8 protein-coding genes are annotated in these 13,541 nt (G+C 42.6%); all 8 read right to left on the reverse strand.

Annotation, left to right across the window (positions count from 1 at the left end; all coding sequences use genetic code 11):
- Nucleotides 1-21: 21 nt before the first annotated feature.
- The 8 genes from rplC to rpoB all read right to left on the reverse strand — a co-directional run bounded on the left by rplC (nt 22) and on the right by rpoB (nt 13,329).
- Nucleotides 22-651, reverse strand: coding sequence for a 50S ribosomal protein L3 (rplC, locus tag CSV75_RS10300; RefSeq protein ID WP_099630537.1), 630 nt, complete (start codon nt 649-651; stop codon nt 22-24).
- Between the two features lie 37 nt (nt 652-688).
- Nucleotides 689-997: a 30S ribosomal protein S10 gene (gene rpsJ / locus CSV75_RS10305; RefSeq protein WP_085427465.1), complete on the reverse strand. Its 309-nt coding sequence runs from the start codon at nt 995-997 to the stop codon at nt 689-691.
- 366 nt (nt 998-1,363) lie between these two features.
- The gene (gene tuf / locus CSV75_RS10310; RefSeq protein ID WP_085132017.1) at nt 1,364-2,551 is read right to left on the reverse strand and encodes an elongation factor Tu; all 1,188 of its coding nucleotides are present in this window, start codon (nt 2,549-2,551) and stop codon (nt 1,364-1,366) included.
- Nucleotides 2,552-2,666: 115 nt separating this feature from the next.
- Nucleotides 2,667-4,745, reverse strand: a complete 2,079-nt coding sequence (gene fusA / locus CSV75_RS10315) for an elongation factor G (RefSeq protein WP_099635779.1) — start codon at nt 4,743-4,745, stop codon at nt 2,667-2,669.
- Nucleotides 4,746-4,792: 47 nt separating this feature from the next.
- On the reverse strand, nt 4,793-5,263 hold the full coding sequence (gene rpsG / locus CSV75_RS10320; protein WP_099630534.1) for a 30S ribosomal protein S7: 471 nt from the start codon (nt 5,261-5,263) through the stop codon (nt 4,793-4,795).
- A 35-nt stretch (nt 5,264-5,298) separates the two neighbouring features.
- A complete protein-coding gene (rpsL, locus tag CSV75_RS10325; RefSeq protein ID WP_085132019.1) occupies nt 5,299-5,718 on the reverse strand; it encodes a 30S ribosomal protein S12 in 420 nt (139 codons plus the stop codon).
- A 296-nt stretch (nt 5,719-6,014) separates the two neighbouring features.
- On the reverse strand, nt 6,015-9,608 hold the full coding sequence (gene rpoC, locus CSV75_RS10330) for a DNA-directed RNA polymerase subunit beta' (protein ID WP_099675757.1): 3,594 nt from the start codon (nt 9,606-9,608) through the stop codon (nt 6,015-6,017).
- A 175-nt stretch (nt 9,609-9,783) separates the two neighbouring features.
- Entirely contained in the window at nt 9,784-13,329 is a 3,546-nt protein-coding gene (gene rpoB / locus CSV75_RS10335) for a DNA-directed RNA polymerase subunit beta (protein ID WP_199171344.1), read from the reverse strand.
- Between the last annotated feature and the right edge of the window lie 212 nt (nt 13,330-13,541).

Consider the following 13,541-nt stretch of genomic DNA (forward strand, 5'->3'; position numbering starts at 1 on the left):
GTTTCCTCCTTTCTTTTTTACTCAGTTTCCTTTGATAGCACTTTTCACTTGTACAAGTGATTTACGAGCTCCAGGAACATTACCTTTTACTAATAACAAGTTGCGCTCAGCGTCAACTCGAACGATTTCAACGTTTTGGATCGTTACTGTTTTGCCACCAGTACGTCCAGGTAGTTTTTTTCCTTTGAATACGCGTTGTGCATCAACTGCTCCAAGTGAACCTGGCGCGCGATGGAAACGTGATCCGTGAGTCATTGGTCCACGTGAGTAACCGTGGCGCTTAATAACACCTTGGAATCCTTTACCTTTTGAAACTCCTGTAATGTCAACTACATCGCCTTCTGCGAATGTATCGACTTTGACTTCCTGACCAACTTCGTATGCACTAACGTCAGCTCCGCGAACTTCGCGAATGAAGCGCTTAGGTGCAGTGTTAGCTTTTGCTACATGGCCTTGTTCAGGCTTGTTTGAAAGCTTTTCACGTTTGTCATCAAATCCTAGTTGAATTGACTCGTAGCCGTCTGTTTCTATTGTCTTCTTTTGAAGCACAACGTTTGGAGCAGCTTCAATCACTGTTACTGGGATTAGATCGCCGTTTTCAGCAAATACTTGCGTCATTCCGACTTTTCTTCCTAAGATTCCTTTGGTCATTAGTCACACCTCCTGTAATATTGTTTGTTTTTATATTTTATAGTTTAATTTCGATGTCGACGCCTGATGGTAAATCAAGCTTCATAAGTGCATCCACCGTTTGTGGCGTTGGATTCACGATATCGATTAAACGTTTGTGCGTACGCATTTCAAATTGCTCACGTGAATCTTTATATACGTGAACAGCACGCAATACCGTGTAAACTGATCTTTCAGTTGGCAACGGAATTGGACCTGAAACACTAGCTCCAGAACGTTTAGCCGTCTCAACAATCTTTTCAGCTGACTGATCGATCATTCTGTGATCGTAAGCTTTCAATCTAATACGAATCTTTTGTTTTGCCATTATTTTCCCTCCCTTTCGCCTATTTTCTAGACAATTCTCCACGAAAATTTTCCTTACACGCGCCATGGCAAAGCGGCCGGGTGTATCGGTAACCTCTCGCTTCATCGCAGTCAAAGACCAACATTCAACATTATACATAATATAAAAGGATTGCGCAACCCTTTTGAAGAAATTAATTTAACTTTTAATCCGTTTACTATACTATCAGCTTTCCTCATGATTTGCACGTGATTTGAAGTGCGCTGCTAGACTTTACTTCCGCATTATCCTAAGGGCGTTTCAAAACACTACTTTTGATATATGCCGCTAACCTTTCATGTAGACGAAAACAAAAAAATCCCGCCTTAATGGCGGGATCCAAACAAATTATTTTGTAATTGTTGCTACAACGCCAGCTCCAACTGTACGTCCACCTTCACGGATTGAGAATTTAGTACCTTCTTCAATCGCGATAGGAGAAATAAGTTCAACTGTCATTTCAACGTTATCTCCAGGCATAACCATTTCTACGCCTTCAGGAAGTTGAATGATACCAGTTACGTCAGTTGTACGGAAGTAGAACTGAGGACGGTAGTTTGAGAAGAATGGAGTGTGACGTCCACCCTCTTCTTTAGATAGAACATAAACTTCAGATTTGAACTGAGTGTGTGGAGTGATTGTGCCTGGCTTAGCAAGAACTTGTCCACGTTCGATATCTTCACGTGATACACCACGAAGAAGAGCACCGATGTTGTCGCCTGCTTCTGCATAGTCAAGAAGTTTACGGAACATCTCTACACCAGTTACAGTAGTAGCTTTTGGTTCTTCAGCAAGACCGATGATGTCAACAACATCTCCGACTTTAACTACTCCACGCTCAACACGGCCAGTTGCTACCGTTCCGCGACCTGTGATTGAGAATACGTCCTCAACAGGCATCATGAATGGCTTGTCAGTGTCACGAGTTGGTGTTGGAATATAGTCATCTACTGCTTGCATAAGTTCAAGAATTTTTTCTTCCCACTCTGGCTCTCCTTCAAGAGCTTTAAGAGCTGATCCTTTGATTACAGGAATATCATCGCCAGGGAAGTCGTAATCAGAAAGAAGTTCACGGATTTCCATTTCTACTAATTCAAGTAGTTCCTCGTCATCTACCATGTCACATTTGTTCATAAAGACAACTAGGTAAGGAACACCTACTTGACGTGAAAGAAGAATGTGCTCACGAGTTTGTGGCATTGGGCCATCAGCAGCAGAAACTACTAGGATTCCGCCGTCCATTTGTGCAGCACCAGTGATCATGTTTTTAACGTAGTCAGCGTGACCTGGGCAGTCAACGTGTGCATAGTGACGCTTGTCAGTTTCGTACTCAACGTGTGAAGTACTGATTGTAATTCCACGCTCTTTTTCTTCAGGTGCGTTATCAACGTCAGCGTATGACTTTGCTTCTCCACCTTGTGCTTTAGAAAGAACTGTTGCGATTGCAGCAGTCAAAGTTGTTTTACCATGGTCAACGTGACCAATTGTTCCTACGTTTGCGTGCTCCTTGGAGCGGTCAAATTTTTCTTTACCCATTTTAGAGATCCTCCCTTTATTTAAAAAAATAGTTTTTTAATATGGAAGCCGAAAGTATTCCTTCGACTATCCACATCTTACAAGTATTGCTTACAAGAAACAAGGATGAACTGTATTATTCACCTTTGTTTTTCTTGATTACTTCTTCAGCGATAGACTTTGGAAGTTCTTCATAGTGATCGAACACCATTGAGAATACTCCGCGTCCTTGCGTGTTTGAACGTAGAGAAGTTGCATAACCGAACATTTCAGCAAGTGGAACCATTGCACGAACTACTTGTGCGTTACCACGAGCTTCCATACCTTCTACACGGCCACGGCGTGATGTAATATCACCCATAATGTCGCCCATGTATTCTTCCGGAATAATAACTTCTACCTTCATTGTTGGTTCAAGAATTACAGGATTACATTTTGATGCAGCATTTTTCAAAGCCATTGATGCAGCAATCTTAAATGCCATCTCGTTGGAGTCAACGTCATGGTAAGATCCGTCATATAGGCGTGCTTTGACATCAATTAAAGGATATCCAGCTAAAATACCGTTATCCAATGAATCACGAATTCCTGCTTCAACTGCTGGGATGTATTCACGAGGAACAGAACCACCAACAATATTATTAACGAACTCGAATCCTTTTCCTTCTTCGTTTGGACCGAATTCAATCCATACGTGACCGAACTGTCCACGTCCACCTGATTGACGAACGAATTTACCTTCGACTTCAGCTGACTGACGGAATGTTTCGCGGTAAGAAACTTGTGGCGCGCCCACGTTTGCTTCCACTTTAAATTCACGACGTAAACGGTCGACGATAATATCCAAGTGAAGTTCACCCATACCCGCGATGATTACTTCTCCTGTTTCTTGATCTGTGTGTGCACGGAATGTTGGATCTTCTTCTTGCAACTTAGCAAGAGCTTGGCCCATTTTATCCTGGTCCGCTTTTGTTTTCGGTTCAATCGCTACAGAGATAACTGGCTCTGGGAATACCATTGATTCAAGAATGATCAATGCTTTCTCATCACATAGTGTGTCTCCAGTAGTTGTGTCTTTCAAACCGACAGCAGCAGCAATTTCACCCGCGTGCACTTCAGAAATCTCTTCACGGCTGTTTGCGTGCATTTGTAGAATACGTCCTACGCGCTCGCGCTTGCCTTTTGTAGAGTTTGCTACGTAAGAACCAGCTTGAAGAATACCAGAGTAAATACGGAAGAATGTAAGTTTACCTACATAAGGATCCGTCATAACTTTAAATGCCAATGCTGAGAATGGTGCTTCATCAGATGATTCACGCACTTCTTCTTCTTCAGTCTCAGGGTTGAAGCCCATCATTGGAGGTACATCAAGTGGTGATGGTAGGTAGTCTACTACCGCATCTAGTACTAGTTGTACACCTTTGTTTTTGAAAGCAGTTCCACAAACTACAGGATAGAATTCAACTGCCAACGTAGCTTTACGAATAGCTGTCGTAATTTCTTCTATAGTAAGTTCTTCACCGCCAAGATACTTTTCCATAAGATCTTCATCGAAATCTACAACAGCTTCAATTAGGCTCTCACGGTATTTTTTAGCTAGTTCAAGATGTTCAGCAGGAATTTCTTCCACTGTCGTATCTGTTCCTAGATCATTGGGATACATAGTTGCCTTCATTTCGATTAAGTCGATAATTCCTGAGAAGTTATCTTCCGCACCAATTGGCAATTGAATAGGGTGTGCATTCGCTTGCAGGCGGTCACGTAGTGTTCCTACTGAATATAGGAAGTCAGCACCCGTCTTATCCATTTTGTTTACGAATACGAGACGTGGTACTTTGTAGTTTGTCGCTTGACGCCAAACTGTCTCTGTTTGTGGTTCAACACCTGATTGTGCATCAAGTACCGCTACAGCACCATCCAATACGCGAAGTGAACGTTCAACTTCAACTGTGAAGTCTACGTGCCCTGGTGTATCGATGATGTTTACGCGGTGACCTTTCCATGCTGCAGTTGTTGCAGCTGAAGTAATCGTGATTCCACGTTCTTGCTCTTGCTCCATCCAGTCCATTTGTGATGCACCTTCGTGCGTTTCACCAATCTTGTGGATTTTACCTGTGTAAAAAAGGATCCGCTCAGTTGTCGTTGTCTTACCAGCGTCAATGTGAGCCATGATACCAATGTTACGAGTATTCTCTAGTGAGAACTCTCTAGCCATTTTGTAATCTCCTTCCGTTTCGGATTACTGCTGTTGTTTATCCGACCTTACCAGCGATAGTGAGCAAATGCTCTGTTGGCTTCAGCCATTTTATGCATTTCTTCACGGCGTTTAACAGAAGCACCTGTGTTGTTTGATGCATCAAGAATTTCATTCGCTAGACGTTCTTCCATTGTTTTTTCTCCACGTGTACGTGAATAGTTCACAAGGTAACGAAGACCTAGAGTCGAACGACGTTCAGGGCGTACTTCAACCGGCACTTGATAGTTAGCTCCACCTACGCGGCGAGCACGCACTTCAAGAACTGGCATTACATTATTTAAAGCTGCTTCGAATACTTCGATTGGCTCTTGTCCAGAACGTTCTTTAATAATTTCGAACGCTCCATAAAGAATCTTTTGAGAAGTACCTTTTTTACCGTCTACCATCATTTTGTTGATAAGGCGGCTTACAAGCTTGGAATTATAAATCGGATCAGGTAGTACATCACGTTTTGTTACTGGACCTTTACGAGGCATAATTAGTTCCTCCTTTCAATATTGTTAGTTTTGTATTACTTCTTAACTTTGGGCTTTTTAGCTCCATACATTGAACGGCTTTGCATACGGCCAGTAACACCAGCTGTATCAAGTGCCCCACGTACGATATGGTAACGAACACCCGGTAAGTCTTTTACGCGTCCTCCGCGGATTAGTACCACACTGTGTTCTTGCAAGTTGTGGCCTTCACCTGGAATATATGCGTTTACTTCCAATGTATTAGTTAAACGAACACGAGCATACTTACGTAGCGCCGAGTTCGGCTTCTTAGGAGTCATAGTACCAACACGTGTACAAACACCTCTTTTTTGTGGTGAGTTCACGTTTGTCATAGACTTTTTAAAGCTGTTATAGCTTTTTCCTAGAGCCGGAGACTTAGAATTTTCCGTTTTCGATTTACGAGGTTTACGGACTAATTGATTAATTGTAGGCATCAGGTTGTTCCTCCTTCCAAGTTTTTTATAATACCACACACCCAGGTGGTTCATTTTTAAGTAAAAACAAAGTTTTTGTGCGTGCACACACAAAAACGGGTGACAGTAACTCCAGAGATCTCTGCTTACTGTTATTTTATAATGATGATTGCTTATCGCCTTGTACTTATTCGAAAGAGTTTTTTCTTCCTGAAAAGTTAACGGTCAACAACTATCAACCTTTTGTATATTATCATCTCTACAATAACTTGTCAACGAATTTAAGAAAATAAACGGGAGCGATGTCCCGTTTATTTTTATTCAGCTGGAATAGTCTCTTCTACTTGATCGTGTTGCATTTTTATTTGGCGGTATCTCTGCATTCCAGTACCTGCAGGGACTAATTTCCCGATAATAACGTTTTCTTTCAGACCTAGCAACTCATCTGTTTTACCTTTAATAGCTGCATCTGTAAGAACTCTTGTCGTTTCCTGGAATGATGCGGCTGACAAGAATGATTCTGTTTCAAGTGAAGCTTTCGTAATTCCGAGAATTACCGGACGTGAGGTTGCTGGGACTTTACCTGCTAACAACACCTTTTCGTTCGCTTCAGAGAATTGGTGGATGTCCAATAATGAACCCGGAAGAAGATCAGTATCTCCTGCTTCAATTACCCGAACTTTACGAAGCATTTGACGCACCATCACTTCAACATGCTTATCACCGATCTCTACCCCTTGCATACGGTAGACTTTTTGAACTTCTTTCAACAGATACTCTTGTACAGTTGAAACGTCCTTTACGATGATCAATTGTTTAGGGTCAATAGAACCTTCAGTAATAGTTTGCCCACGCTCAACCACATCGCCTACTTCTACTTTTAAGCGCGCATTGTACAACGTAGGATATTTACGTGTTTCTACTTCACCTTCAATAGTAATTTCTTTCAAACCTTCCCGGACTTCATCAATTTCAATAACAGTACCTGCAATTTCAGAAATAACCGCTACACCTTTCGGATTACGAGATTCGAAAATTTCCTGAATACGTGGAAGACCCTGCGTAATATCATCTCCGGCAACTCCACCTGTGTGGAATGTACGCATCGTTAACTGTGTTCCTGGCTCTCCGATAGATTGCGCTGCAATGATTCCCACAGCTTCCCCTACTTCTACCGTTTCTCCAGTGGCTAAGTTGATACCGTAACATTTTTTACATACGCCGTGCTTCGTATTACATGTAAATGCAGAACGAATCGTCACTTCTTCGATACCAGCTTGAATTACTATGTTCGCTATGTCCGCAGTAATCAACCCGTTTTTCGCAAGAATGACTTCATCCGTTTCCGGATGTTTGATAGTCTTCTTCGTGTGACGACCTTCAATACGCTCAAACAATGTTTCGATCATTTCATTTCCTTCGGTTAATGCAGTAATTGCAAGACCACGGTCTGTTCCGCAATCTTCTTCACGAACGATAACATCTTGCGCTACGTCTACGAGACGACGAGTCAAGTAACCTGAATCGGCAGTCTTCAGTGCTGTATCGGCAAGACCTTTACGTGCACCGTGTGTAGAGATAAAGTATTCTAGTACTGTCAGACCTTCACGGAAGGAAGATTTGATCGGAAGTTCGATAATCCGTCCAGCCGGGTTGGCCATTAGTCCACGCATACCAGCAAGTTGTGTAAAGTTTGATGCGTTACCACGGGCTCCGGAGTCACTCATCATGAAGATCGGGTTTTCAATATCCAATGAATCCATTAGCTTATTCTGGATGATATCCTTCGCATGGCTCCAATAAGAGATGACACGATCATAACGCTCTTCTTCGGTAATTAAACCACGTCGGAACTGCTGCGTGACTTTATCAACTTTTTCTTGTGCTTCATGAAGAATTTCTGCTTTATTCGGCAATACCACGATATCGGAAATACCGATCGTAATTCCAGCACGCGTAGAATATTTAAATCCTAGGTTTTTCATTCTATCCAACATTCTAGAAGTTTCTGTAATGTGGAAGCGACGGAAGATTTCCGCGATAATTTCCCCAAGGATTGCTTTTTTGAACGGCGTAATTAGTTCTGCTTCTTGCAGGTGTTCCTTAACATTTACTGTTCCGTCGATGAAGTACTTGTCAGGTGTTTCTACCTGTAAGTTATGATTCGTCGGTTCGTTGATGTACGGGAACGTTTCCGGTAATATCTCATTGAAAATGATTTTACCTACAGTCGTTAACAATAGCTGACTATTTTGCTGATCCGTAAACGTTGGGTTGTTAATACTGCCAGCCTGTACCGCGATGCGGGAATGTAAGTGAACATGTCCTGTTTGATAGGCGATTAACGCTTCATTCGGATCACTAAACACAGAACCTTCTCCAGCCGCATTTTTTCGCTCGACTGTTAAGTAATAGTTTCCAAGAACCATATCCTGTGAAGGAGTTACAACTGGTTTTCCGTCTTTCGGGTTCAAAATGTTTTGAGCAGCTAGCATCAATAGACGTGCTTCAGCTTGAGCTTCAGCGGATAGTGGTACGTGAACAGCCATTTGGTCACCATCGAAGTCAGCGTTGTAAGCTGTACATACGAGCGGGTGTAACGTAATCGCACGCCCTTCGACCAGTATCGGTTCGAACGCCTGTATCCCCAGACGGTGAAGTGTCGGTGCTCGGTTAAGAAGCACTGGGTGTTCTTTGATGACGTCTTCTAATACATCCCATACTTCGGAATGAAGACGTTCAATCTTACGTTTAGCACTTTTGATGTTATGCGCCAAGTTACGTTCTACTAATTCTTTCATAACGAACGGCTTAAATAGCTCGATCGCCATTTCCTTAGGCAGACCGCATTGGTACATTTTTAAGTTAGGACCTACTACGATAACCGAACGACCAGAATAGTCTACACGTTTACCAAGTAAGTTCTGGCGGAAACGCCCTTGCTTACCTTTTAGCATATGAGAAAGTGATTTCAATGGACGGTTTCCTGGACCTGTTACAGGTCTTCCACGACGGCCATTATCTACAAGTGCATCTACCGCTTCTTGAAGCATACGCTTCTCGTTCTGGACGATAATGCCGGGTGCTCCTAAATCCAATAGACGCTTTAGACGGTTATTCCGGTTAATAACTCTACGATAAAGATCATTCAAGTCAGATGTTGCAAAACGCCCTCCGTCTAGCTGTACCATAGGACGCAATTCAGGGGGGATGACTGGAAGTACTTCGAGTACCATCCATTCCGGACGGTTTCCAGAGTTACGGAAAGATTCCACGACTTCTAGACGTCGGATTGCGCGTGTACGACGCTGACCTTGTACTGTTTTCAACTCTTCTTTCAACGAATCTGTTTCCTTATCCAAGTCGATTGCACGTAGTAGTTGCTCGATTGCTTCCGCTCCCATTGCAGCTTGGAATTTGGAACCATATTTTTCACGGTACAAGCGATACTCTTTCTCAGAAAGCAATTGCTTGCGTTCAAGTGGCGTATCTGCCGGTTCTACAACTACGTAAGATGCAAAGTAGATAATCTCTTCCAATGCGCGTGGTGTCATGTCCAAAATCAAGCCCATACGGCTCGGAATTCCTTTGAAGTACCAAATATGTGTGACAGGTGCCGCAAGCTCAATGTGTCCCATTCGTTCGCGACGGACTTTTTGACGCGTTACCTCTACGCCACAACGATCACAAACAACGCCCTTATAACGGACTCGCTTATATTTACCACAGTGACATTCCCAATCTTTCGTTGGACCGAAGATTCTCTCACAGAATAATCCGTCTTTCTCAGGCTTTAATGTACGGTAATTGATCGTTTCAGGTTTTTTTACTTCTCCATACGACCAAGAACGAATCTTGTCAGGTGAAGCAAGGCCAATTTTCATATACTCAAAATTATTAACATCTATCAAGGAGCCAACCTCCCTTTAGTCTAATCGCCATAACGGCTTATCAGTCAACTTAACTTGTAGTAGTACATTCATGTAAGACATTCTTCTTACTGAATAAAATAGAAGAGGGTGCTCGAAGCCCTCTTCTATTCATTTTTGTTTGTTTTATTTACATTTCAGATCAGCACTATCTGCTTTAGGCGATCGGTTGATCTTCTTTAATCAAGTTCAATGCGTCAGTTGGTTGCAAGTCTTCTTCGTCGTCTAAATCACGTAACTCAATTTCTTCGAAGTCTTCCGTCAACATCTTCACATCTAACCCTAAACTTTGAAGTTCTTTGATTAGTACTTTAAATGATTCCGGTACACCTGGTTGAGGTACGCTATCACCTTTGACAATCGCTTCGTATGTCTTCACACGTCCTACGACATCATCGGATTTGACTGTTAAAATTTCTTGCAATGTATAAGCGGCACCATATGCTTCTAGCGCCCATACTTCCATTTCCCCGAAACGCTGTCCACCGAACTGGGCTTTACCGCCGAGTGGTTGCTGTGTAACGAGTGAGTATGGTCCAGTAGATCGTGCGTGCAACTTATCATCTACCATGTGGGCAAGTTTGATCAAGTACATAACGCCGACTGATACACGGTTATCAAATGGTTCACCTGAACGACCATCGTATAGCATGGTTTTACCGTCACGGTCCATTCCTGCTTCTTCCATTGTAGCCCAAACGTCTTCTTCGTTTGCACCGTCAAATACAGGAGATGCAGTGTGAATACCTAGACTACGCGCAGCCATACCAAGATGCATTTCAAGAACCTGTCCGATATTCATACGTGACGGAACACCTAGTGGATTTAACATAACATCGATCGGTGTACCATCTGGAAGGAACGGCATTTCCGACTCAGGTAAGATTCGGGAAATAACCCCCTTATTACCGTGACGTCCTGCCATCTTATCTCCAACAGAGATTTTACGCTTCTGTACGATATATACTCGTACTAACTGGTTTACTCCCGGAGATAGCTCATCGCCATCTTCACGGTTGAAGACTTTGACATCCAGAACAATTCCGCCTGCTCCATGAGGGACACGCAATGAAGTATCGCGGACTTCACGTGCTTTTTCCCCAAAGATTGCATGTAGAAGACGTTCTTCCGCAGTCAATTCCGTAACTCCCTTAGGCGTTACTTTACCGACCAAGATATCTCCATCTCGTACTTCTGCGCCGATACGAATAATTCCTCTGTCATCCAAGTTGCGTAATGCATCTTCTCCGACGTTTGGAATATCACGCGTGATTTCTTCTGGCCCAAGCTTAGTATCACGTGCCTCCGATTCATATTCTTCAATATGAACAGACGTGAACACATCATCTTTCACCAGACGCTCACTCATGATAATCGCATCTTCGTAGTTGTAACCATCCCATGTCATGAACGCAGTTAGAACGTTACGTCCAAGCGCGAGTTCTCCCTGTTCCATTGATGGTCCGTCCGCAAGAATATCAAGCGGTTTGACACGGTCGCCAACTTTTACAATTGGACGTTGGTTATAGCAAGTTCCTTGGTTCGAACGAATGAATTTAGATAAACGGCAAACGACAAGGTCACCCTTGACTTCTTTACCGCCCACTTCTTCAATACGGCGAATACGAATCTCCTTAGCTTCTACGTGTTCTACGATACCGTGATATTTAGAAACAACAGCTGCTCCTGAATCACGTGCAGAAATATGCTCCATACCTGTACCCACAAATGGCGCTTCCGGATTTAACAAAGGAACTGCTTGACGTTGCATGTTCGCACCCATCAACGCACGGTTAGAGTCATCATTTTCTAGGAAAGGAATACATGCAGTAGCCGCTGACACAACTTGCTTAGGTGAAACATCCATATAATCCATTTGTTCACGGCGGAATACAGTGTTATCCCCTTGGAAACGTCCTACGACGCCTTCATTCGTAAATGATCCGTCTTCCTCAAGCAACGCGTTTGCTTGTGCCACTACATAGTTATCTTCAATATCTGCTGTTAAATAATCAATCTGTGAAGTAACGCGACCCGTTTCTGGATCTACTTTACGATAAGGAGTCTCAATGAAACCAAATTGATTCACTTTCGCGAATGTAGACAACGAGTTAATCAGTCCAATGTTCGGTCCCTCTGGCGTTTCAATCGGACACATACGACCATAATGAGAGTAGTGAACGTCACGAACTTCCATTCCTGCTCGCTCACGAGTCAAACCACCAGGTCCTAGTGCAGATAAACGACGCTTATGTGTCAATTCAGCCAATGGATTTGTTTGGTCCATGAACTGAGATAGCTGCGAGCTACCGAAAAACTCTTTAATTGATGCAATAACAGGACGAATATTGATCAATTGTTGAGGTACTATAGATTGCGTGTCATTGATAGACATTCTCTCTTTAACCACACGCTCCATACGGGAAAGACCGATACGGAATTGGTTTTGGAGTAATTCACCAACAGAACGCAAACGACGATTACCAAGATGGTCAATATCATCTGTGTTTCCTACACCATGCAAGAGGTTGAAGAAATAACTAATAGAAGCAACGATATCTGAAGGGGTAATATGTTTAATAGACTCGTCTACTTCAGCGTTAGAAATGACATTAATTACTTGTTTTTCTTCACTTTTCGGTGCGTAAATCTTTAGCGTCTGAATAACCATTGGCTCTTCCAATATAGACCCTACATGTTCGATCGACTCAGTATTGATACCTTGAGATAAAAATGGTAGTAATTTATCCAATGTACGTCGGTCGATTAGCTGATCCTTTTCCACTAAAATCTCGCCTGTTTCAGGGTCGACAAGTGTTTCAGCAGCCGTTTGGTTGAACAGTCGATTTTGCAAGTGAAGCTTCTTATTCATTTTATAACGCCCAACATTCGCCAAATCATAGCGCTTTGGATCGAAGAAACGTGAATACAAAAGACTTCTTGCGCTGTCTAGTGTTGGTGGTTCACCTGGACGAAGTCGCTCATAGATTTCAAGCATCGCTTTTTCTGAAGTCTCGGTATTATCTTTTTCTAATGAATTCCGTAAATATTCATTATCGCCGATTAAGTCGATAATTTCTTGATCAGTAGAGAAGCCTAATGCACGCAATAAAACAGTGATTGGCAACTTACGAGTACGGTCGATACGGACATGCACTACATCTTTTGCATCTGTTTCATACTCAAGCCACGCTCCACGGTTCGGAATAACAGTAGCGCCAAATCCTCGCTTACCATTTTTGTCCGTCTTATCATTGTAGTAAACACTTGGCGAACGAACGAGCTGTGATACAATAACACGCTCAGCTCCGTTAATAATGAATGTTCCATTTTCCGTCATGAGCGGGAAATCTCCCATGAAAACGTCTTGTTCCTTCACATCGCCGGTTTCCTGGTTATGAAGACGTACTTTTACACGAAGTGGTGCGGCATATGTCACATCGCGCTCTTTTGATTCGTCTACTGGATATTTGGGATCACCCAGTTTGTAATCGATAAATTCCAAGGACAAGTTACCTGTGAAATCCTGGATAGGAGAAATATCCCGGAACATTTCACGTAACCCCTCTTCTAAGAACCACTCGTAAGATGCCGTTTGAATTTCAATCAAATTTGGCAAATCGAGTACTTCTTTGATTCGCGCGAAACTTCTACGCTGACGATGTTGACCATACTGAACTAAATGACCTGTCAACTCATTCACCCCTCATTAAGACAATATTAGTTTTTGCAAAATCAGAAATTCCGCTGTGACTTCGAAAAAACAAAAAGAAAACGAGTTCCGACAAGAGCTCATTTTCGATTTCACAATCTTTATCCAAACATCAATATGCCTTTTCCTCTACTACATCACACAAAAGGGCATACAGCTGCAATATAAATATTTATGCATTTAATAATGCTACTATAAGATAT

Source organism: Sporosarcina sp. P18a (assembly GCF_002743135.1).
Lineage (GTDB): Bacteria > Bacillota > Bacilli > Bacillales_A > Planococcaceae > Sporosarcina.

What these genes read in the sequence shown, in the direction of transcription:
- rplC (WP_099630537.1), bottom strand. Translation starts at nt 651, where the DNA reads ATGACCAAAGGAATCTTAGGAAGAAAAGTCGGAATGACGCAAGTATTT.
- rpsJ (WP_085427465.1), bottom strand. Translation starts at nt 997, where the DNA reads ATGGCAAAACAAAAGATTCGTATTAGATTGAAAGCTTACGATCACAGA.
- tuf (WP_085132017.1), bottom strand. Translation starts at nt 2,551, where the DNA reads ATGGGTAAAGAAAAATTTGACCGCTCCAAGGAGCACGCAAACGTAGGA.
- fusA (WP_099635779.1), bottom strand. Translation starts at nt 4,745, where the DNA reads ATGGCTAGAGAGTTCTCACTAGAGAATACTCGTAACATTGGTATCATG.
- rpsG (WP_099630534.1), bottom strand. Translation starts at nt 5,263, where the DNA reads ATGCCTCGTAAAGGTCCAGTAACAAAACGTGATGTACTACCTGATCCG.
- rpsL (WP_085132019.1), bottom strand. Translation starts at nt 5,718, where the DNA reads ATGCCTACAATTAATCAATTAGTCCGTAAACCTCGTAAATCGAAAACG.